At 45.5% G+C, this 24,495-nt stretch carries 13 protein-coding genes; 8 read left to right on the top strand and 5 right to left on the bottom strand.

Annotated elements, in window-relative coordinates; all coding sequences use genetic code 11:
- Positions 1–47: 47 nt before the first annotated feature.
- Positions 48–1,613: a family 10 glycosylhydrolase gene (locus GVN20_RS25715; protein ID WP_166561087.1), complete on the bottom strand. Its 1,566-nt coding sequence runs from the start codon at positions 1,611–1,613 to the stop codon at positions 48–50.
- Between the two features lie 168 nt (positions 1,614–1,781).
- The gene (locus GVN20_RS25710; protein ID WP_166561086.1) at positions 1,782–3,665 is read right to left on the bottom strand and encodes a CocE/NonD family hydrolase; all 1,884 of its coding nucleotides are present in this window, start codon (positions 3,663–3,665) and stop codon (positions 1,782–1,784) included.
- 189 nt (positions 3,666–3,854) lie between these two features.
- On the opposite strand from GVN20_RS25710, the gene GVN20_RS25705 reads away from it, so the two are divergent.
- The 6 genes from GVN20_RS25705 (at position 3,855) to GVN20_RS25680 (ending at position 13,642) form a co-directional block, all read left to right on the top strand.
- The gene (locus GVN20_RS25705; protein ID WP_166561085.1) at positions 3,855–4,502 is read left to right on the top strand and encodes a hypothetical protein; all 648 of its coding nucleotides are present in this window, start codon (positions 3,855–3,857) and stop codon (positions 4,500–4,502) included.
- A 414-nt stretch (positions 4,503–4,916) separates the two neighbouring features.
- Entirely contained in the window at positions 4,917–8,135 is a 3,219-nt protein-coding gene (locus GVN20_RS25700; protein WP_166561084.1) for a TonB-dependent receptor, read from the top strand.
- 34 nt (positions 8,136–8,169) lie between these two features.
- Complete coding sequence (locus GVN20_RS25695) at positions 8,170–9,726, top strand: RagB/SusD family nutrient uptake outer membrane protein (protein ID WP_409033850.1); 1,557 nt, start codon at positions 8,170–8,172, stop codon at positions 9,724–9,726.
- A 186-nt stretch (positions 9,727–9,912) separates the two neighbouring features.
- Positions 9,913–11,193, top strand: coding sequence for an amidohydrolase family protein (locus tag GVN20_RS25690; protein ID WP_166561083.1), 1,281 nt, complete (start codon positions 9,913–9,915; stop codon positions 11,191–11,193).
- Between the two features lie 86 nt (positions 11,194–11,279).
- Entirely contained in the window at positions 11,280–12,755 is a 1,476-nt protein-coding gene (locus GVN20_RS25685; protein ID WP_166561082.1) for an NAD(P)/FAD-dependent oxidoreductase, read from the top strand.
- Between the two features lie 50 nt (positions 12,756–12,805).
- Positions 12,806–13,642: a phytoene/squalene synthase family protein gene (locus tag GVN20_RS25680; RefSeq protein WP_166561107.1), complete on the top strand. Its 837-nt coding sequence runs from the start codon at positions 12,806–12,808 to the stop codon at positions 13,640–13,642.
- A gap of 59 nt (positions 13,643–13,701) precedes the next feature.
- Here GVN20_RS25680 and GVN20_RS25675 read toward each other — a convergent pair whose 3' ends face one another.
- From GVN20_RS25675 to GVN20_RS25665, 3 genes are all read right to left on the bottom strand, one after another.
- A complete protein-coding gene (locus tag GVN20_RS25675) occupies positions 13,702–13,914 on the bottom strand; it encodes a YXWGXW repeat-containing protein (protein WP_166561081.1) in 213 nt (70 codons plus the stop codon).
- Positions 13,915–14,137: 223 nt separating this feature from the next.
- On the bottom strand, positions 14,138–15,901 hold the full coding sequence (locus GVN20_RS25670) for a RagB/SusD family nutrient uptake outer membrane protein (protein ID WP_166561080.1): 1,764 nt from the start codon (positions 15,899–15,901) through the stop codon (positions 14,138–14,140).
- A gap of 34 nt (positions 15,902–15,935) precedes the next feature.
- Positions 15,936–19,169 (bottom strand): TonB-dependent receptor, encoded by a 3,234-nt coding sequence (locus tag GVN20_RS25665; RefSeq protein ID WP_166561079.1) that lies wholly within the window; start codon positions 19,167–19,169, stop codon positions 15,936–15,938.
- A 576-nt stretch (positions 19,170–19,745) separates the two neighbouring features.
- Between GVN20_RS25665 and GVN20_RS25660 the strand changes: the two genes are divergently transcribed.
- Positions 19,746–22,763, top strand: a complete 3,018-nt coding sequence (locus GVN20_RS25660) for a TonB-dependent receptor (protein ID WP_166561078.1) — start codon at positions 19,746–19,748, stop codon at positions 22,761–22,763.
- A gap of 11 nt (positions 22,764–22,774) precedes the next feature.
- On the top strand, positions 22,775–24,463 hold the full coding sequence (locus tag GVN20_RS25655) for a RagB/SusD family nutrient uptake outer membrane protein (RefSeq protein WP_166561077.1): 1,689 nt from the start codon (positions 22,775–22,777) through the stop codon (positions 24,461–24,463).
- Positions 24,464–24,495 lie beyond the last annotated feature (32 nt).

Below are 24,495 nucleotides of genomic sequence, written 5' to 3'. Positions count from 1 at the left end.
ATACAATGGGTAACGAAACAGGAAGAAGGTTGGAAAGTATCCGAAAATTATTTTTTGGAAGCGCGAACAGTCGACCGCACCATGATGCTGGCAAGTACGGCTTCGCTTTCATTATGCAGGCGGTCGAGGGCCGTTATGGCATACGTATAACGCCGATTACGGAGAGCAGTGCGGTCAAGCGCACGGGTCTGGCCTTCATAACAGGCCGCCAATAGCCTTGGTTTTTCGTTGTCAGAATAGCGATAAACGGCGTAATAATGAGCTTTGTCGCCATCACGGGCGGGCTCTGGTGCATTCCAGCGTAGTTCTACCCCGTTACGGGTGTCGGATACCTGCAAGTTACTGGGTGTTTGCGGCGCCACTCGGTCTTTCCACGGCATCGTAGGTGGAAAAGCAGGCTCTTTATAGAAGTTGGTACGCAACGAATCTGCGTGCCCCAATTTATTGTTAATCAAAGATTTAGAGCTAAAAAATACACTTCCCGTAATTTCGGGATTAAGCCGGACAAACCGCATTTGGTTGGAGAATTCAGAAGCATTGGTCCAGGCCCTGTCTTTCTCTTGTACCCCTACTTTATACGCGCCTTGTCCGATGTACAGGTGACGTCCGTAGGTATGCTTCAACCACCATGAAGTCAGGATTTTAAAAGGGACTTTATCGTGTTTTGTAGAAAAATAAATTTGCGGCACCATATAATCAACCCATCCCGCCTTCATCCATTTTTTGGTGTCGGCATACAGGTTATCGTACGATGTTTGGCCACCTTCCGTAGCCGAGCCTGTGGGGTCATCTTTCCGATTTCGCCATACCCCAAAAGGGCTGACACCGAATTTTACGTACGGTTTTTCGGCAATGATGGCATCGCTGATTTGTTTGATGAGTTTGTCGATATTATCGCGCCGCCAATCGTCTTTGCTTCTAAATCGGGCACCGTATTGTCGGAAGGCTTCTTCGTCTTTTAGGGTCTGTCCCGTAACGGTATAAGGATAAAAATAATCGTCAAAATGAATCCCGTCGACATCGTAGTTTTTAACAATATTGGTGGTAATACCCGTAATATACTCCCGCACTTCGGGCAGGCCAAAATTGAACAGTTTATAACCATCATACTCAAAAACCCACTCAGGATGCTGCCGACCGATATTGTCGTTGGAAATACTTTTGCTTACGCGGTGCGATACCCGATTGAGATTGAGCCAAGCGTGAAACTCCATCCCCCGTCGGTGACATTCCTCAATCATAAACTCCATCGGGTCATAAAATGGCTCGGGTGCTCGGCCTTGTTTGCCCGTGAGCCATTCCGACCAAGGCTCTTCACTTTTGGCATAAAACGCGTCGGCGGCGGCACGTACTTGAACAAATACCGCATTAATGCCCGTACGCTTGTGCGTGTCTAAAATGCGGATAAATTCCTCGCGTTGGTCTTCGGGAGAAAGATTCTTGCGGCTGGGCCAGTCAATATTATCGACGGTGGCGATCCAAACGGCCCGCATTTCTCGGCGTAAACCCATGGGGCCAAAGTCGCGGAAACCGGCGCGTGGTTTTTGGGCAGTTTTACAGCCTTCCAAACCTAAAAAAAGCAACAGACAAAGCCAGGCAAGGTGTTTTTTCACGCAGCAATTGAAATTGAGTTAGGGCAAGACATAATAATTTGTTCGCTATTATCGCCTTAAAAGTAACGTTTTTTATTCTAAAGTATTGGACGAAAGGCTGGTTGATACCTTCACATTTAGAAAATGGGAAGGCAAGAGGTTAATATCTTTTCATACCACCGGCACTTTTTATTTCCCTTTCACCAACGGCACCCGAATCGCCGATGGATACGCCGCAGAATGAAAAATTTGGTTATTGGCAACAACACCCGTTTTTTCATCAAAATTTTTCCCTCCTGTATTGAGATTTCGGTCAAACCGAGGGAAATTACTGCTCGATATTTCTACCCTAAGGCTGTGACCTGGTGCAAAATAATTGGACGTAACCATCGGGCTCAGCGTAAGTTTATACACTTTCCCTTTTTCCATCCATACCTCTTTGTCAAACCCCTCACGATAGCGAGCGCGCAAAATCGTCTCATCCAGATTATAGGCCCGACCATCAGGGTAAACATCAATGAGTTTTACCGTAAAATCGGTGTCTTTGGCATCCGAGCCTACGTACAACGTCGTTTCAATCGGTCCCGACAACTCCGCCCCGTCTTTAAATGGGTCGGTTGTATATACTAAAATATCATGCCGCGTTTCCATTTGATGCTGGTCAAACGAGCCTCCTTGCACCGCCGTACCGGTACAGCAGACATTGCCACCGTAAGAAGGAACGGGGAACATAGGGTCATAAGCAAAAACATCTGGCTTAGCTTCTTTGGCCGGGGCTGAAAGCGTGAGTTTTCCATCGCCGTAGAGGCTGTTGGCTTTACCACCGCTCATGAGATAATAAGTGGTCATTTCAACGTTGGCCGGCGGCCACGTATCTGACGACTGCCACTTGTTTGACCCCATCGTAAAATACTGAACCTTAGGTGTTTTCTTTGTAAAATCGTTGGCTTCTCCCTTGAGCCAAAGATCAAACCACCCATAAATCTGCTCGTCATAGTTTAGGCGGGCATCGCCCATGCTACGCTCACCCACGATGGTGTTTTCGGTAGCGCGTTTGTAGGCGCAGTGGAGCGTAGGTGCAATTACCAGATATTGATTGTCACGCACTTGCGGGTCGGTGGCGTTTTTACGAACATGATTGTACAGCGCAAGATTGGGTGCGCTCGACACATCGTACCAAGACACAAACCAAAAACTCGGCACGCCAAAAGGCATATTGTCATGGTACAATCCTCCTTTGAACCAATCTGGGTCATTGGGTTTGCGGACAATCATTTTATCATAGACCCCTTTTTGTCCATTCACGTTTTTGATAATATCCTGCACCGGAAGATGACGCAATCCCTTGGACCAATCGACGGGAGGCATTTCGGTCGCTAAATCAAAATAGCGAGAAGCGCGTACCAATTCCTCCTGCGTGGCATTTTTGGGAAACTGCGGGCGAATCGCGTCGTTTTGGGTTCCATAGAGCCACGCTGTAAATAGCATCTGCTGCGCACCGCCTCGGTACCAGTTGCCTTGCTCCCAAAACTCCCCTATTTTTCCAACGCCCGCGCCAAATCCTTGCGGCACCATTGCGGCATGAGAAGGGTGGTCGAGGGCAGCCACGGCCATTTGCCATTCGGCGGTAGAGGAGCAGCCCAGCGTACCGATTTTTCCGTTGCACCAAGCCTGCTTAGTCAACCACGAAAAAGCATCGTAGCCATCCGTAACGGGTGTTCCGAGAATATCCCACTCCCCTTCCGAAAAAAACCGTCCGCGCTCATTCTGAACTACATACGCATACCCGTGCGAAACCGCATCTAATGCCTGCTGATAGGTTCCGTTTCTTGGTTCGCCGTTTCCCCACGAATTAAAATTATAAGGAGTTCTAGAAAAAATCACAGGAACAGGCTTGTCTGTTTTAGGCCGAAAAATATCCGTTGCCAAGCGAACACCATCCCGCATGGGCATCATCACTTTTTGATCAACTACGGCAATGGCCTGTAGTTTTTTTAGCACATCTTCTTGAGCAGAGGCTGTCATGGTTGCCACACACAGCCCAACAAAAATCAGTAAGAATAGTTTTTTCATACGAAGGTTAGTTTAACACCTCCTCAAAACTAACCAATTCACCTTCAAACGCCAAAAATGACACCAAATTGATATTTTTACGGCAAAAATGGTTGGCAGTTACGGATTAGCATGGTTTTTGATAGTAGAAAAACAGTAGTATTCTAGGCTATTAATGACTGCCATTGCATTTTGATTACTCAAGCAAAAATGATGAAACTTGCTTTACAAAGTCTGCTTTTAGGAGTTCTTATTGGATCAAATGTGTGGGCCCAACGCTTCATCTCGACCGAGCAGGATGAGCGCCGTTTGTGGCTTGCGGTAGGCGTGGGTCCTGGACTTTTGAAAGCGGGCAGTGCGTACAGTACTAAACCCCTATTTTTGACCAAAGCAGGACTTGGCTGGCAAATTTTCGCTTCGCCTTATTACATTGTAAATGAGCGAATTAATATGGGCTTAAAATTGGGAGGCATCTTCCGCCCAAAGTTTGAAGATGCCGAGTCCAACAGTATAATTCAGCCCAAATTTACCTCCTACGGCCTATTCTTTACTGATATTTTTCTAACACCCGCCTATCGAAGCTGGGGGGCTCCTGCCAAAACCCGTTTTTACATCGGCCTCAGTACGGGTGCTTCCTACTTTGGAAAATTGGAGGCCAAAGACTTGATAACCCAACAGGTATATTCCCTACGCCGACATGGCAAAGAAGTATTTTTTACCGCCGCCCCCAAAATTGGAATGGTGATTGGTGAGATAAAATTAGAAATTGAGCACATCGTAACTACGCCTTTCAACCCCGACTTCACCTCCTTCACCATCAGTACTGGTATCCCTTTAGGAATTTCTAGGTATTATTAGGGTAAAAGCTTGGGCTTGTCAAGTTTTTGGTCTTCAAAACAAAGCAGCGAGCCCTGATTTTGCTTCAAACTCAAAAATATATCTTTTTAAGTCCTTATCATTCTACTCTAAAAGTACTCCCACCTTCTTGATAATACTTCATTTATTATTTTTATTCTGTGTTTCCGGCTTACGGAGCCAATTCCATAAATTGGAATAATATCAGTCAAGTCTTACCAAAGTTATATTTATTGTCATTTTCATTCAAAAAATATACTTAATATATTAAATAAATTATATTATTGGCTCAAGAATTAACATAATTTTTATCAAGAAAGGCAGTAGTTACGAGGCCTATATCTCTTCTAAAATCGTATTTTGTTTTCAAACTGTTTTTTTAACTTAAACGCTGTACAGACAGCCTGAATTATCACTATGGAAAAACCCTTACAACCGCATGGCCGGTTTAGCAGGATGATGCGACTAACCACCGCCCCCTTCATTCTGTCTTTTTCCTGCCTCACATTTGCCTACGCTGCTCCTGATCGAGACTTACTCGAAAAAAACACCAACGTTCGTTTAGAAGAAAAAGCGGTAGATAAAACTATCTCCGGAAAAGTTGTAGACGAAACAAATAGTGGGTTGCCTGGCGTAAGTATTGTCATTAAAGGTACCCAACGCGGTACAGTAACCGACGGGAATGGGCTCTACAAATTGGAAGTCCCTGACAACGCAACGCTTATTTTTTCCTTCGTAGGTTACGTGCCCCAAGAAATCGCCGTTGGCAATCAATCTTCCATTAATCTTACGCTAAAATCCGACAGCAAAGTATTGGAAGAAATTGTGGTTATCGGTTATGGTACCCTCAGAAAATCAGATTTAACGGGCTCTGTTAGTACCGTTAAAGCGGATCAACTAATGGAACGCCCCGCGCCCTCGCTTGCACAACAACTATCTGGTAGAATGGCTGGGGTACAAGTAAACACCAACTCAGGTCGCCCTGGAGGTAGAACCACCATTCGGGTACGCGGCTTCAGCTCTATCAACTCCTCCAACAACCCGTTGTATGTAGTAGATGGTGTAATGATGCCACAAGGAACCCAAACGCAATTTACGTCGGCCATTGATTACATCAACCCCAACGACATCGTATCGGTAGAAGTACTGAAAGACGCTTCCTCTACCGCTATTTACGGAGCCAGAGGCGCAAACGGGGTTATCCTTGTAACCACCAAAAAAGGAAAAGCAGGCGAAGGTACAGTGACCTACAATGCCGATTTTAGCGTAAACACCATCGGGCCCAACAGACCACGAGTATTAAATGCCAAAGAATACATGGCCGTAGAAGAATTGGCCTGGGCCAACATGGCCAAATACGACCCTGTTGGCTGGGCAGCTGGTAGGTTTGCAAACCTCAATCCAAAGTTACGCAGGGTAGATCCACGCGTCTGGAACCCCGATGGCAGCAATAAGTATGATACCGATTGGTTTAAAGAAACTACCCAAAACAAACTGTCTCAGAATCACCAATTAGGTTTTAGTGGTGGCAATGAGCGCACACAATACAATCTTTCATTGGGCTACCGCGATGACCAAGGCTTATTGAAACAGTCTTACATGAAACGGTATTCTGCCCGTTTTACGATTGATGACCAAGTGAAAAAATGGTTGAAAATAGGCGGTACACTTTCTTATAACAACCAATCAGAAAATATCGTGGACATCAACGATGCCGTAGCACGTCAGATTGTTGAAGACTTTCCGTTTTTGCCAGTAAGATACGAAGATGGTACTTATGCCAACAATCGCGATTATCCACTTGCCGAAGGCACTTTCAGTTCTGTTCACCGTTTGGAAGGTCGTAAGTACATCGTAAACAACCAAACAACATTGGGTAGTTTATATTCAAATATCAACATCGCCAAAGGATTGGAAATGCGCACGGTATTGGGTGTAAATGTGCAAACCCAAGAGGTAAATCAATCGCAGACCCGAACACTTAATATTGGTGGTAATGGAAACGCCTCTACCAACAACAACCGAGAAACTTTCTGGTCATTGGAAAACTACTTGACCTACAACAAACAAATCGGCGATAAGCACTCTATCAATGCCTTAGCGGGACTTTCGTGGCAAGAAACCAATGTGTTTGGTATCGGCGCCAGTGTAAACAACTTTGCCACTGACTACTTTGGTTTTAACAACCTGGGTGCAGGTGCTACCAATCCTTCAGTTAGTTCAGGAGCCTCACGTTTTGCTTTTAACTCTTACTTTGGACGTGTTAATTATACATTGTCAAACAAATACTTAGTAACCCTGACAGGCCGCGCCGATGGTTCATCTAAATTTGGTAACAACCACAAATACGCTTTCTTCCCATCGGGTGCATTGGCTTGGCGGGTTTCGGAAGAAGACTTCCTGAAAGGCAACTCAATTATTTCTAACCTCAAAATCAGAACAAGCTATGGCTTGACTGGAAACTCTGAAATTCCACCTTATGCTTCGCTTTCGTTGTTGAGTTCAAACTACGCCACTGTATATAACGATGGGCGAGTAGCTGGTACAGGTCTGCAACGTTTGGCTAACCCTGATTTGCGTTGGGAAAAAACAGCTCAAACCGATGCAGGTATCGAATTAGGCTTGTTTGGAGGTAAGATAACACTTGAAGCCGACTACTACTATCGCCTTACCACTGACATGCTTTTGGATGCACCTGTGCCGCAAACAAGTGGCTATGCTACCATCCGTAGAAACGTAGGCTCAATGTACAACAAAGGGGTGGAATTGGCATTAAATACCATCAATATCGACCGTGGTGGCTTCCAGTGGAATACCAACTTCAATATTTCATTCAACCGCAACAAAGTACTTTCATTGGCTACGCCTTCTGATATTTTCAACGTAGGTGGTCCTAACTTTACTAATCCTACCAATATCATCCGAATTGGCGAACCCGTAGGTTCTTTCTGGGGCTTAACTCGCTTAGGAGTATGGAGTGAAGCAGAGCGCGAAGAAGCGGCTAAATTTACCAGCTACCGCAACGGCTTGACCATCCTTCCTGGTGACATCAAATACCTTGACGTAAACGGCGACAAGGCTATCACCGATGCCGACCGTAGTATCATCGGGAACGGTAGTCCAAAAGCTTGGGGAGCCATGACCAATACATTTCGCTACAACAACTTTGACTTGACCTTTGAGATGCAGTTTTCGTATGGCAACGACGTAATGTTGATGAACCTACACCCCAGCGAAGACCGTCAAAACTTAGCCAACAGCTACACGTCGGTATTGAACGCGTGGACACCTCAGAATCAAAATACAATGATTGCCGAAATACGTGATACCCGTGCAGGCTACGTAACCAACGTGGATACCCAATGGATAAAGGATGGGTCTTTCTTACGGGGTAGAAACCTTTTATTGGGTTATACTTTCCCAAGCAACGTAACCAGCAAACTCAAAATGAGTCGCCTCAGAGTGTATGCTTCGGCCCAAAACTTCTTCCTCGCAGTGAAAGATAAGATCGTAGGTGATCCAGAAGTTACCCCTACCAATCAAGGAAATGCCAACAGTGCGTTTTCGCAAGGTATGATTTGGCACAACTATCCTAAACCCACTACTTTCATGATCGGATTACAGGTGGGGCTTTAATTCATCACTGTTTTACATCTAAATCAATTAGAAAATGCAACTATTTAAAAATATAGGAAAAACAGCACTGATGGCCTCTTTCTTACTGGGCTACACAGGCTGCACCGACTTTTTGGCGGAGCAAGCGCCTTCTAACCTAACACCCGAAAGCTTTTACACCATTCCCGACCACGCCGAGGCAGCACTCGCTTCGGTGTATGCCGATTTACGTTTTATGGGTGGAGGAGCAGGTATATTTTCTTCTAACTGGCAGCTACTGGAGGCCATGACGGGGACTTCGACCACCGAAACTGCCCAAAATTCAGACTTGAACAACCTGTATGGCTTAGTGCACGATGGCAATACTGTACACGTAGTCAATTATTGGAATGGTTTGTTTAAAATCATTGCACAAGCCAATCAGGTGATTGCCAAAGTGCCGCCTATTACACCCATGCCTGAAGTACAAAAGAAGAAAATTTTGGGAGAGGCAAGGTTTCTACGTGCATATGCCTACTTTACAGCAGTGCGTTTGTGGGGCGATATTCCACTGATTACCAATCCACAAACGGCTAGCTCGGAAGATTTTTTCCCTAAGCGCTCGCCACAAGAAGATATTTACAAACTGATTGTAGAAGACTTACTTGCAGCAGAAGCCGCTGGTTTACCATGGATGGATCAGAGTGGACGGGTCAATTTGGCGGCTGTCAAAGCGCAGCTTGCACGCGTATATTTGACCATGGCAGGTTTCCCTCTCAGCAAAGGGGCTTCACACTATAAGTTGGCCGCCGACAAAGCCAAAGAGGTGATAGACTATGCCAATGCCAATCCTGCAACAATCAACTTGTTTCCGACTTACGAAGACACGCGCCGGGAGAGTTTAAAAAATCGTGTAGAACACCTTTTTATGCTGCAATACAATGCCGTTGTAGAGCAAAATCCGATGGGTAATATGTTTCCTAACTTTAAGCCTGTAACTTTCAACGGTCCAGGTGGAACAGGAAGTACCGTTCCGACCCTTGCCTTCTACCAGTCGTACGAACCAGGCGATTTGCGTGCCAAAGACCAAGAAGGGTATTTCTACACTACCTATTTTACCAACGGTAGTGGAGCAAGGTTTGAACTGGGTGCTCCTTATATTTTCAAACATTTCAACAGAGTGGCAAACGGTACTTCGGGGGTGCCAGGCTCACGCGCAAACAACCTCAATGTACCCCAAATTCGGTATGCAGAGGTGTTATTGCTCTTTGCCGAAGCCCAAAACGAAGTGGGTGGACCTACACAGGAAGCTTATAATGCCTTCAAGCGCATCCGTGACCGAGCGCAACTCACTACGCCTGCTCTTGGTACTTATACCCAAAATTCTTTCCGCGAAGCCGTTTGGAAAGAGCGCTGGCATGAGCTGTGCTATGAGCAAATCACTTGGTTTGACATGGTTCGCCTGCGCAAAGTGTTTAACGAAAAAACCAAAGGATTTGACAACTTTGTGGGACACGTGAACTTGAGTTCTAACCAGCCGCTGCAATCAAAACATTTGTTATTGCCACTTGGAAAACAAGAAATGCTGAACAACCCGAATCTGAAACCACAGAATCCAGGCTATCCTGAATAACTCAGCAGCAATAATTGTACGGTTTAGTATCCAATTATTTGACTCCCTGGTCGTGTTGCCACCACCAGGGAGTTTTTTTATGGGCATTTCGGTATACTACTTTCCTTCTCCGTTTCCATTTGAGACGAAAAAACGCTTTATTTAGGTAAAATATTCATTACAATGAACCTAACGACCAAATTATCCATGAGAAAACGTTTGCTTTTTGCGGGACTCTTTTTTGCGGCGGCAAATTACGCCCAAGCCCAACGAACGCTGATTTATTGCGGAAAACTAATCGACGGAGTCAGTGATGCCGCCCAAGAGCAGACCACAATTATCGTCGAAAAAAATCGAATTACGGCCGTTGAAAAAGGCTATACTAAAGCGCTAACAGGTGATAAACTGATTGACCTAAAAAACAAAACGGTTTTGCCCGGCCTGACCGATATGCACGTACACATCGAAAGCGAAACCAGCCGAGACCAATACCTCAAACGGCTCAGCAACAACTCGGCCGACATTGCCTTTGAAGCCCAAAAACATGCTCTTACCACACTCATGGCGGGTTTTACGGCCGTACGAGATTTGGGAGGCACGGGCGTAAATATCGCACTCCGCAACGCCATCAACAAAGGATTGGTAACGGGGCCACGCATTTTTACGTCGGGCCAAACCATCGCCACCACGGGCGGGCACGGCGACCCCACCAACGGACTCAGCAACATGTACAGTGTTCCAGATAAAGTCACAGATGCAATCGTTGACAGCCCCGATGAAGGCCGAAAAGCTGTACGTCAACGTTACAAAGATGGCTCAGATTGTATCAAAATCACGGCTACTGGGGGCGTATTAAGCATTGCCAAAAGCGGTAAAGCACCGCAGTTTACCGAAAACGAAATCTCGGCCATTGTGCAGACCGCCAAAGATTATGGGTTTCACGTAGCGGCACACGCCCACGGAACCGACGGCATGAAACGTGCCCTCAGAGCAGGCGTAACTACCATTGAGCACGGCACATACATGGACGATGAAGCCATTGAGTTGTTCAAGAAAATGGGGGCTTACTACGTCCCGACCATCATCGCTGGTCGTACTGCCGCCGACTCCGCCAAAGTGCCTGGCTATTACCACCCTTTTGTGCGCATGAAGGCGCTGGAAATTGGGCCTTTGATTCAAAAAACTTTTGAGAAAGCCTACAAAGCGGGCGTAAAAATTGCCTTTGGTACCGACGGTGGCGTGTACCCGCACGGCAAAAATGCCAAAGAATTTGAATACATGACCGAAGTCGGAATGCCCCCCATAGAGGCTATAAAATCGGCAACGGTGGTTCCTGCCCAAATTTTAGGAGAACAGGATAACATGGGCAGCATCACCAAAGGCAAATACGCCGACATCATTGCCACCGACGAAAATCCGCTTCAAAACATCAAAACGCTCCAAAACGTTACGTTCGTGATGAAAGATGGCGTAGTCTATAAGCAATAGCAATTTGCACGACGGCGTCATTTTTTACGTATGTTCTCAAACCGTCACCCCCTTTTGGAAGTTTACAATAAAAAAAGTCTTATACCTTGAAAAAAGTAATTGTTATCGGCGCTGGATTTGCGGGGCTTTCGGCCGCTACCCGCCTAGCCGACAAAGGGTTTGATGTTACTATCTTAGAGAAAAATTCGGTTCCTGGAGGACGCGCTCGGGTGTTTGAAGCCGAGGGTTTTACCTTCGATATGGGCCCGAGTTGGTATTGGATGCCCGATGTATTTGAAACCTATTTCGGCAAATTTGGCAAAAAACCATCGGATTATTATCGTCTGGTCCGACTCGACCCCTCTTACGCGGTTATATTTGACCAAAAAACCACCGTTGCAATTCCAGCGGGAATCGAAGCGCTCAAACAGCTTTTTGAAAGCATAGAACCAGGAAGCGGTGTACGATTGGACGCATTTCTGAAACAGGCTTCGTACAAATATGACGTGGGCATGAACAAATTTGTTTGGAAGCCAAGTCGCAGCATTACGGAGTTTGTAAGCCTTAAACTTTTGTATGATTTGGGGCGCATGGACGTATTGCAGTCATTTTCGGAGCATATTCGTAAGTTTTTTACAGACCCTAAATTGTTGCAATTGATGGAGTTTCCTATTTTGTTTTTAGGGGCCACCTCCGAAAATACACCGGCCATGTACAGCCTCATGAACTACGCCGAGATCACCATGGGAACTTGGTACCCAATGGGCGGCATGTATGAAATCGTGAAAGGAATGGTGGCACTGGCCGAAGAAAAAGGTGTACAAATAATGTTGAATCAGAATGTAAAGAAAATCGAAGTAACCAATCGCAGCGCAAAGAAGATAATCACCGAAAGCGACATTTTTGAGGCCGACGTCGTGGTGGCAGGGGCTGATTATCACCATGTAGATTCAAAATTACTGGGTGAATATCGAAATTATTCCGAAGCATATTGGGACAAAAAAACACTTGCCCCATCGTCGTTGCTTTATTATGTGGGGGTCAACAAAAGAATACCAAAACTGCTGCATCATAATTTGTTCTTTGACGAAGATTTTTCACAGCACTCGTACGAAATTTATACCGACCCCCAATGGCCAAGCAAGCCGCTTTTCTACGTTTCGGCGCCCTCAAAAACCGACCCCTCGGTTGCGCCAGAAGGCTCCGAAAACCTCTTTATCCTGATTCCAGTAGCCACTGGACTGACTGACGATACTGACGAAATCCGAGAGCGTTATTTCAACGTAGTGATGGAACGGTTAGAGGCCTACGTAGGGGAAGCCATTCGGCCCAATATTGTCTATAAACGTACCTTTGCGCACCGAGATTTCCAGTCAGATTACAATGCATTCAAAGGAAATGCGTATGGGCTGGCCAATACCCTCTTGCAAACGGCCTTTCTGAAACCGACGCTCAAAAACAAAAAGCTAAATAATTTGTTTTATACAGGACAGCTCACTGTTCCAGGCCCTGGGGTACCCCCTTCCCTGATTTCGGGGCTGGTAGTAGCCGATGAGATAGCCAAAGAGTTTGGACCAAATTAGTAATCATATCTTCCAATAACCCATTAACCTGCGTGCATGGCACGGCTTATATGAAGCAATTGTTTGACCAAACAACGCTAGATTGCAGCAAACTCATTACCGAGAGGTACAGTACGTCGTTTACGCTGGGAATCAAAACGCTGGATAAAAAATTCCGTTTACCTGTTTATGCTATCTATGGGTTTGTACGCTATGCCGATGAAATTGTCGATACGTTTTATGAATTTAATCAAAAATACCTGCTCGAAAAATTTATCAAAGATACCTACGAAGCCATCGAATCGGGTATTAGTTTGAACCCAGTGTTACATTCTTTCCAGCTGATCGTTAATAAATATAAGATCGATCATGACCTCATCAATGCTTTTTTGCACAGCATGGAAATGGATTTGTACAAGCAGGAATACACCGATGAAAAATACGAAGAGTACATTTATGGCTCAGCAGAAGTAGTGGGCTTGATGTGCTTGCGTGTATTTTGTGAAGGCGACAATGCCATGTTTGAGCAACTAAAAGACGGTGCTCGTAGTTTAGGGGCGGCTTTTCAGAAGGTAAATTTTTTGCGCGACCTAAAAAGTGACTATGTTGACCGGGGGCGCGTTTATTTTCCAGGGGTTGATTTTACGAAATTCACCAAAGAGAGTAAACACCAAATCGAAACCGATATTCAGGCAGACTTTGATGCGGCTTACGGTGCCATCAAACAGCTTCCCCGTAGTGCTCGTATGGGCGTTTATCTGGCGTATGTGTATTATCTGACCCTGTTCAATAAAATCAAGGAAACGCCCGCAACCCGCATTCAGGAAGTACGGATTCGGGTTCCTGATTTTCAAAAAATGACCTTGCTGGCCAAAACATACGTACAGTTTCGATTCACTGAGATATAACCAATTGTACCGATTGCTTTCGACAAAAAACTCCGCCATGTAGCGGAGTTTTTTTGTTATTATCTGACTCGTCGGTAATGACCTGGAACCCATACATAGTGATTTTTACGCCAACGATACTCCCCAGGCACCCATACATGGCGAGGGGATGGCTTGCGCGGAATCACTTCGACACGAGGAGCAGGCGGAGCAGGACGAACAACCACAGGACGAGGGCTCACTACACACCCTGAAAACATGTAAATCAGCAATCCTGTAGCTAATAATGTCATAAGTCTCGTATCAGCTTTCATATTTTATACTGTTTAAGGTAGCACATTGATTATAATCAAACGCCTCAAAATGCGCTGATTTGTTTCTCTATTCTTCCCTTAGAAAAACAAGTCGTTCAATGGTTTAAACAGTAATCTAAAACCAAGTTATTTTGAGTTTTTTATCACAAAAAAAGCTCCACAGCAAACTGCGGAGCCTTTTTTGTGATAAAAAAGAAATATGTTAGTACCCTGTATTCTGGGTCAAAGTAGGCTTGCCATCTTTTTGGCTGTTCAGGATTTCATCCTGAGGAATCGGGAAATAATTATTTTTAGAAGTAAATACTTTTCCAGCCATATAACCTCGCTTATTGAATTTACGTCCAGAAGGCTCAGTGCCCGGCACTGATTCTTCGGCGGCATATTTGTTCAACACTTTTTCGGCAATGCCCCAACGAACCAAGTCGAAGAAGCGGTGGCCTTCCATCGCAAATTCCAGGCGTTGTTCCATCCGAACGGCGTTGCGGGCATAATCAGCGCCTTTGGCGGCAAAAGTACCCGCAGGATAGGCATCAACCTGGTATGTTACAGAAGCATCCTGAACCGATCCATTTTTGGCACGCAAACGAATTTGGTTTACGTAACCTTCGGCAGCAGCCAAATTGCCCAATTCTACTTCGCATTCTGCCAACCACAAAATAACGTGCGATAACTTCAACAAACGGTAGTTATTGTTTACGTTACGCTTGCTAGTTGAGTGCGTAGTGCTGTTTTCTTCCGACAAGTAATACATCCATTTTTTACCCGTAAACGGTCCAGCATACGCTTGGTCACGAATCCAAGTTGAGCCAGGCATTGGGCCCCAATCAAGGAAATTCACACCACGACGACCCACCGTCCAGTCCAAACGTGGGTCAACAGGAACCGATTTATCAAGGGTAAAAGCCGTAGAAGCAGTGATTCCTTGGTCATTGGGTAAATCTACTTTGTTGTAGGTATCAGCAGTACCGTCAGCCGCAGCTCCAATCATTGGAAGGCCATTTTCTGTTTTGAACGCATTTACTAAGTTGTGTGAAGGCTGATAAAAACCGCAGCACCCACGTCCTGGAGCCGTTGCCGAATACGGCCAATTTAGGTTATCTCCAGCATTTCCGTTGTTTCCGTTGGTACCGTCATTGACCGAAAACTGAACTTCAAAAATTGACTCGCTATTGTTGTTGCCCGTCGTTCTGTAATTGTCGTGGTAGTTAGCAACCAGCTTTTTACCCGAATTTTTCAAAACATCTTCCAACAACGTTTTTGCTGCCGCCCATTTTTTCTGAAAAATCATGGCCTTAGCCAAATACGATTTAGCAGCCCACTGCGTAGCACGGCCTTTCTGGGCCTGAACAGCAGGAAGATTTTTGGCAGCAAAATCAAAATCTGCTTCAATTTTAGGCCAAATATCTTCGGTGTTAGGCACTTTTGTGGAATTGGGGTCAGAAGCAACGTAGACTTTCTCGTCGATAAATGGCACTTTATTCCACATTTTTTTGGCTTCAAAGTGGTAGTGCGCTCTCAAAAAACGTGCTTCGGCAATCACCTGCGTTTTTTCAGCCTCGGTCATATCTTTTACGGCTGCGCTACTCACAATTTGAATCACTTCGTTGCAACGGGCCACACCGTCGTAAGAGTGCCACCATTTTCCGAGGAAATAGGTATTGTCAGAAAGCCAGTTGTATTGTTCGATAAACGACTGCTCTGGCTGGTCACCGGCATCGGTTCCTTTTACGGCGTCGTCGCTACTGATTCCACCAAACACATAATTTGAAATCGTGGATTGACGTCCTGTATTTCCTGCACCAACACCGTCCATAAGAGAGTAAGCTCCTATCAATAAGGCGTTCACCCCGTTTTTATTACTTAACTGCTCCAAGGAAGCCCGCCCCTGAGGCTTTAGGTCAAAGAAGCTCTCAGAACATGAGAAACTCAAACCGACCAAGACTAGTAATGAGATTATTTTTTTCATTTTATGATTCAAGAATAATGATTGTCAACTAAGATTAAAAACCAAAACGCAATCCAACGATGTACGACTTTGCCACTGGATAGGCACCTTCGTCAACACCCATGTGAATATCCTGGTTGTCATTACCTGATCTTCTGAGGTTGATATCAGGGTCAAGTCCGCTGTATTTGGTAAGCGTCAAGATGTTTTGTCCTTGTACATACACTTGCGCCGAAGCCAATCCTGCTTTTTTCAAGAGAGAAGTAGGAAGGGTATACGTCAACTGAATGTTTTTCAGGCGCAAGTACGAGCCGTCTTCGAGGAAATAAGAAGAAACCTGCTGACTGATGGCATCGCCAGAATTCAAGCGGGGCAATTTTGCATCATCACCTGGTTTTTTCCATGAATTGTAAAGCATATCCTTCGATCTGTTGCCTTGGAATACGTTAAAGTCAGTCCAATATCTCACATAGTTGAAGATTTGGTTGCCTTGTACACCTTGACCAAACATTGTCAAATCCCAGTTTTTATAGCCAAGATTTACGTTGATACCGTACGTAAAGTCAGGGTGAGGATTGCCCATGATGGTACGGTCGGCAGCCGTAATGATACCGTCACCATTGATGTCTCTGAATTTGAAAGTACCTTCACGGGTATAAGTTCCAAATTTAGGGGCGGCGTCGGCTTCTGCTTTATCTTTGATTACACCATCCACGATGTATCCATAGTAACTGGCAATGGGCAAGCCTGCTTTGGTAGCCGAGATAGCTGGCAAACGAGTGGTGAAACCAAATACCGTGGCATTGGGGTCATCGTTCAATTTCTTCACTTCGTTTTTGTAGTGCCCAAAATTCACGCCTACCTGATAGCGGAAGTCACCTTTTTTATCCCGGAAGTTAAGGCCAATGTCAAAACCACGGTTTTGTACTTCACCGATGTTGGTGAAAGGAATTGTACCCGAACCTGCCGTTCTTGGAATTGCAATTTGGGTCAACATATCGGTCGTTAGACGGTTATAAACGTCTAATACAAATTCCATTTTGTTGTTTAATAAAACGGCGTCGATACCAAAGTTAGTGGATGTATTTGTTTCCCATTTACCATTTGTGTTACCAAACTGTACCAAGTCAAATCCACCGACAATTGAAGAACCCGTACCGTTGATGTCATATGCGTTGTTTAAAGGATCAGGTGCGTATAACGTATAAGCGTTATACACGTTAGGAATCAACTGGTTACCCGTTTTACCCCAACCTACGCGTACTTTCAAATCGTTGATAAACTTCACTTCCCGCATGAAGGCAAGTTCAGTCATGCGCAAACCCACCGAAAACGCGGGGAATACCCCGTAGCGGTTGGCCGCCGAGAAACGTGAAGAACCGTCGCGGCGAAGGGTGAAGTCGGCCAAGAGAAGTTCTTTGTACGAGTAGTTTACTTTTCCGAACTGAGAGAACAGCGAGCTCAAAGTTGCACCCGCGCCAGCGTTGTTCAAGCCTGCGGCCGAACCCGCATCCAAATAACGATAGTCTAAATCATCAAAAGCAAAGCTGCTTCGGCTGGCCTGAAAACCTACTGCATAGGTTTTGACGGCTTCGGTTCCTACCAATACATTCAATGAATGAACACCAAAGGTTTTGTTGTAATTCAATGTGTTGAACCACGTCAATGAGCGGTCAAAGTTATTGATTACGTTTAAGCTATTGGCATTTCTTGCTTCAGCCGCCTCAATGTCGCGGTGAAAATACTCGGAGCGGTTGTACTGATTATACTCAAGGCCCAAGCTAGTTCTGGCCTTTAAGCCAGGGATAATTTCTGCTTCGGCAAATACGTTTCCAAATACGTGTGAGCCTTTGGTGATGTTATCTTTTTCTCGATATAATCTTGCCAATGGGTTGGGAGCATTTCCTAAGTTACTGCCCCGGCTTCCAGCAAAACCATTGTAAGGTGACGTGTTGGTTCCGCCCAACGCTACTGGACCGCCCGTAATGTCAAATACCGGAATGATCGGGTGTACACGAATCGCAAACATGATAGGGTTTGACTCATCGTTGTTGGTGATACCCTGTCTTTCGTCATATGAGAAGGTGAAGTTCTCACCGATTGTCACTTTTCCTTTGGTAAATTCGGTATTGGCACGCAATGAGTAGCGGTCATACTTCGTGTATCTCAAAATACCATCTTGCTTGAAGTAATTGGCCGAAATGGCATATTTACCTGATTTTGAACCGCCTGTTGCACCTATTTGGAAGTTAGCAATCGGTGCAGGGTCAAAAATAACATCCTGCCAGTTGGTTCCTTCTTTGTTGGCTTTGGTGATGTTAAAAGCCGTTCTGCCCAAATTAGGATCAGCGATGTCATTGGTATAAGTATAGTTGGAAGGAAGCGCTCCGTAAACGTTGGGATAGATATAATCAGCAATGGTTTGCTCGCCGTTAGGGCCAAACTTATACTGGGCCGATGGTGAAGTAACCGACGGGTTTTTTCCAGCGCCGAGTTCAGATTGGTAAAGATACTCCCCCAATTCCTGGGTATTTAATAAGTCCAGCATCTTGCCAGGGCGTTGTGTACCACTGTAGAAATCAAACGTAATGCTTGGCTCACCCGTTTTTCCTTTTTTAGTGGTAATGATAACTACCCCGTTGGCGGCACGTGCGCCGTAGATAGAAGCGGCAGAAGCATCTTTCAACACCTGCATCGATTCAATATCGTTGGGGTTGATCTGATTAAGCGTTCCTTGAGTAGGGACACCGTCAATTACATACAGCGGGCTGTTGTTGTTGATAGAACCAAACCCACGGATACGCACCATGGTCCCTCCTCCAGGAGAGTTGTCATTTCCAACCACTACCCCCGATGCCCGTCCTTGAAGCATCTGTGTGACGCTGGCCGCTGGCACTGCCGTCAATTCTTTGGCATTGACCACCGTTACGGCTCCCGTAATGTCTTTTTTGCGTTGACTGGCATACCCTGTCACCACAACTTCAGAGAGTGATTTTACATCGACTGCCAAGGCAACGTCAATATTCGTACGATTTCCAACGGTGATTTCCTGCGAAATATAACCAATGTAAGAAACGACCAATACACTGTTTGAAGCGGCATTTGGAAGGCTAAATCGACCTTCTCCATCGGTAGTGACTCCCGTGTTAGTGCCTTTCAGTAGGACACTTACCCCTGGAAGTGGGATACTTTCAGCGGCGTCGGTAACGCGCCCTGTTAAGCGGCTTTGCGCCCACGAACTAAGCGCACAAAGCCACAAAAGTGTGGCTAGGTAAAGATGTTTTTTCATGTTTTGTTAGATAAATTAAGTGAGCTAAACGGCACAGTAAAACTGTAACCTTGCTTTAAAACAAGCATAAGCAACATTTTTACTTGAATTATTTCAAAAAAATAAAAACCAAAAAGTCTTTGTTTGTCCTGCCCTTTCAGGGATTTATCTATACATTAAACATTTTCAGCTATTATTATCAGTTCATTCTACCTTTACTCTGAAATCAAGTTGAGAGCATTCGGTTTATTCTACAATTTCAAACGTTTGCATAGCCATTGATGCCAATCATATTTTTTATTTAAAAAATTCAATTATACTATTGTACCGAAATTACCTTCCTAACTCCATCTAATTCATAATCGCAATACCTTATGATTAACTTTTTACCTTTTTCTTCTCCTTCATTCAGTGCTTCGGCGTTCTCCTGTTTTTTATAGAATCCCTTCTTTAAAATTTTCGAGGAGTTCATTTTACGCTTATCTAAATTTTACAATTGCTAAACATAATGGTTCGATAATGCTCACGTAACAATTTGTTAACGGGTGAGCCTGACCTTTGCAAAGCTTTATTTACAAACAAATAACTGTTTATTATATGAACAATTTCTACAACTTGAGGTCCCCGAAGTGGCTGTTATGGTCGTTGTTGGTAGGGGGGGCTATGATTGCCACTCCTCAGATAACAAGCGCCTCCGCTCCTTCCGTGGTAAAAACCACCGACAAAACCGTAACGGGCCGCGTCACCGATGCCACTACCAATGAGCCTTTGGCGGGCTGTAGCGTCGTGATTAAAGGCACGCAACGCGGAACCAACACCGACGCAAACGGAAACTACACGCTGTCTGTACCCGATGATAAAGCCGTATTGGTCATTGGTTTTATAGGTTATGAAAAAATGGAAATCGTCGTGGGTGCCCGCAATGCCGTAGACGTTGCGCTCAAATCTAGCGCCTCCGATTTGGCGCAGGTGGTCGTTATCGGCTACGGAAGCACCACCAAAAAAGACATGACAGGTTCGGTAAAATCCCTCAAAACCACCGATTTCAACAAAGGAATCATCAACTCGCCCGAGCAGCTTTTGCAAGGAAAAGTAGCGGGGGTCAATGTCACCTCCGCCAGCGGCGAGCCCGGCGGTTCGCAGTCCATCACCATCAGAGGGCCAGGCGGTGTACGCACGGGCAGTACTCCTCTTTTTGTGATTGATGGTATGGCATTAGACAACTCCAGTACTGGGGGGGCCACCAATCCACTGACCTTTCTTAACCCGCAGGATATTGAGTCCATCGACGTACTGAAAGATGCTTCAGCAACCGCTATTTATGGTTCACGGGGCGCAAATGGCGTGGTGTTGATTACGACAAAAAAAGGGAAAGCGGGTTTTTCAAGCCTTACTTTTTCCTCAAACGTCGGAATCTCCACCATGGCTCGGGCATTGGATGTGTTTACGGCTGATGAATACCGTAAGCAGGTGCCAGCAGTAGGCGGCGTGTTGGAAGATTTAAAAGCCAATACCGACTGGCAGAAAGAAGTGACCAGAACGGCTTATACACAAAACCACAACTTGTCTTTTGGAGGTGGTGCCGACAAACTGACGTACTATGCTTCGTTGGGCTTACAGAACCAAGAAGGTATCTTGAAAAACAACCAACTCAACCGCTATACAGGCCGTATTAACGTAAACCAAAAATTACTAAACGACCGTCTGAGCATTGATGTGAATTTGAACGCAAGTTATACCCAAAATGAGCGCCCACCATTTGGGGCAATGTTGGGTGGTGCTATTTCAGCCAATCCTACGTACCCTGCGTATGATACCAACGGCGAGCCTTTCAGATACGCCAGCGGAGTGAATCCATTGATTACTTTGAAATTGGAAAAAGATATTACCAAAATCAACCGAGTGATTGGTAATATCTCTCCTTCGTTTACCATCATCAAAGGCTTGGTGTACAAACTCAACTTTGGTATCGACAACTCCAATTCCGTGCGTGATTTGCAGTCTTTGCCCAACGCAGTGCCTTTGCAAGATGGACGCCTCGAAACCATCTATACTTACAACAACAACAAGCTGATTGAAAACTATCTGACATATACGTTGAACCAAACCGACCATAGTCTCTCGGCGTTGGTAGGACATTCGTACCAGAAAATATTTGTTCAGGGCCGTAACAACAGCATCAATAAATTCCCGATTTCGGGCATCGAACCGATTTACAATCCAGGACTTGGACAAGAATTGACATTGGCCAACAACAAACCGGGCGGTTATGCCGTGGTCAACGAGTTGCAATCATTCTTCTCGCGGGTAAACTACCAATACAAAGACCGCTATTTGATGACGGCCACGGTACGCGCCGACGGTTCTTCTAAATTCGGTTCTAATAACAAATACGGAATTTTCCCTTCGTTCTCATTAGGTTGGAGACTTTCGGAGGAAGAGTTCCTAAAATCATTGCCATTTAGTGATTTGAAACTGCGCGCGGGTTGGGGAAAAACCGGTAACCAAGAAATCCCTTCCAAAATTACCCAAGCCTTGTTTACATCACAGGTATCAGGTACCACCAGCTATCCTTTGTACCCCACAGGCGCCTACGCTCCCGGCACTTCCTACTCTCGACTAGCCAATCCCAACATTCAGTGGGAAGTATCAACACAGACCGACGTAGGGCTTGATTTTGGGTTGTTCAACGGGGCATTGTCGGGTACAATCGACTATTTCACCAAACTATCCAACAATATTTTATTGGAAGTAATCCCCGCTGACCCCGTTCAGCCCGCAGGTACTTTTTGGACCAATGTAGCCGACATGACCATCAAAAACCAAGGGGTGGAATTGGAATTAAACTATCGCCACATCGGGACAAACGGATTGCGGTTTGACATTGGGGGGAACGTAACGTTTATCAAAAACAACGTAACCAATTCTCCATACTCAGTTATCCCTTCTGGCTCAGCTTCTGGTTCGGGGCTAACTTCAGCCACCATCAACGGCTACATCAATGACCAGCCCATCGGTACTTTTTATCTGAAACAATTCACAGGTTTTGACGACAAAGGAATCAGCACCTATTTGGATGCCGACGGCGACGGTATCGTGACCGATAAAGACCGCGTAACGGCTGGCAGTGCTTTACCCACAAAACAATTCAACTTCAACGGTAGCATTGCCTACAAAGGTCTTGATTTAGTAGCTAACTTTAATGGTGTGTCGGGAAACAAAATCTATGACAACACTGCCAACGCAAACTTCTATAAACTGAGATTATCGAAAGGAATCAACACCACGGCGGAGGCAATTGCGGCGGCCAATGAGTCGGTCAACAATGCGGCGCCTGTTTCAACACGTTACCTGAAAGACGGGGCATTTTTCCGATTAAACAACCTTTCATTGGGGTATAACCTCAACACCAAAGCGTTGGGAATCAACAAATGGATTGCGGGAATTCGGGTTTCGGCCACGGCCCAAAACTTATTCGTAATTACTAAATATGATGGGTATGACCCAGAAGTAAACACCGACCGGACCATCAACGGAATTTCGTCCTACGGTATTGATTACTTGAGTTATCCCAAAGCCAAATCGCTCATTTTTGGTTTGAACGTTACATTTTAACATTAAGAACGATGAAAAAGAAACTATCTATATTAGTGACAACCGTTGGGCTAATGGTGCTCAGCAGTTGTACCAATCTCAACGAAATTGTATTGGACGAAGCATCAGCATCAGGACTTTCTGACAAGCAAGCCGCCGAAGGAATCATCTCACCCGTGTATGCATTGTTACCCAATATTTTTCAGCATACCAACTATTTTGCCCTACAAGAAATCTCGACCGACGAGGCCATTCTCCCCTACCGAGGCGGCACCGACTGGGGTGACAATGGTATCTATCTGGCCATGCACCAGCACACACATACAAGTACCGACCCCAACATCCGTAACACTTGGAATTTGATTTTGCAGGGAATGTCACGCTCCATTACCGCCATCAATTCGTTACCAACCCTCAATGACCCCTCGGCAAAAACCTTTTTGGCCGAAGCAAGAGGTATGCGCGCTTATTATTCGATGCTGACCCTTGATATGTTTGGATTGGTGTTCGTCAAAGATGACTTGGGCGAAAACTCAAAAATCATCCGGGGTGATGAGGCCGTTGAATATATCAAAAGTGAACTTCTTGCCATCGAACCTTTGGTAGATCCGAACGTGGGTCCTGGCCGCATTTCCAAAGGAGTGGTTTGGGGACTTTTGGCCCGTTTGTATCTAAACGCCGCCGTATACCGCGACCCGTATGCCGCTCAATTTACCTTTAAGCCCGAAGACATGGATAAAGTCGTTGAGTACAGCGATAAAATCATCAATTCAGGTATGTATCAGTTGTCAAGGGATTATTTCTCGCTTTTTAACGATGATAATCACAATAACAAAGAATTGATTTTTGCGGTAGACCAGCGGGCCGATTTGAACGGACATAACCGGATGGCTTATTTCTCGCTATCGGGCGACCAGTTTCCGCTTCCAGCCTATCCAAACGCCAACGGTACGGATGGACCAGGTATCACCCCTGATTTCTACAGAACGTGGGTAACGGCCAATGCACCCAAAGACCCTGCAGCAGCAGACCCGAGGTTTTATAAGCAAAATTTGAGCATCTACTCAAACCCAGCTGACTCTTGCGTAGCGGCCGAAAACTTCAATATCAACCGGGGAATTCTGCGTGGGCAACAATATGGCCTTATCAGAAGAAACGGGGTGTTTTTGAAATGTCCCGACGGTAAAATGAAGGTGGGCAAACTTTTTCATGATACTCGTAATAAACCTACACTGGCAGTGGATTTTACGGAACAGATTGACTTTACCGTAGCTGGAAGTAACTACAATACGGGCTACCGCGTTGAAAAATACGAATTCAGCAAAAAATCAGTGAGTGGGCGTAACTTCGGCGAAGCCGACATCATCATCTTGCGTTTGGCCGATGTGTACTTGATGCGGGCCGAAGCCAAATTGCGCAAAAGCAACGATGCCGCAAGTGCCCTTTCCGACGTAAACCTCGTCAGAGCCGCCAGAACGGCCACCACTCCTGCGCCCGCGCTTACCAGCATGACACTCGACCTGTTATTCCGTGAGCGTGGATTTGAGTTTTACTGGGAAATGCTCCGTCGGACTGATATGATTCGTTTTGGCAAATACGAAGGTACTTGGACCGAAAAAACCAACACCGACAAAAACAAGCGGGTGTTCCCGATTCCGCAAACTGCCATTGACGGGGCCTCCAACATTCCTGGGTATTTGAAACAGAATGCCGGGTATTAATTGAGTTGAATTTCTAAAAACAACTTCAACAG

Origin of the sequence: Runella sp. CRIBMP (assembly GCF_009905605.1) — a bacterium.
In the GTDB taxonomy this organism is placed as follows: domain Bacteria; phylum Bacteroidota; class Bacteroidia; order Cytophagales; family Spirosomataceae; genus Runella.
Note: the sequence above shows the minus strand (reverse complement) of the source record. Positions and strands in the feature narration are given on the sequence as shown.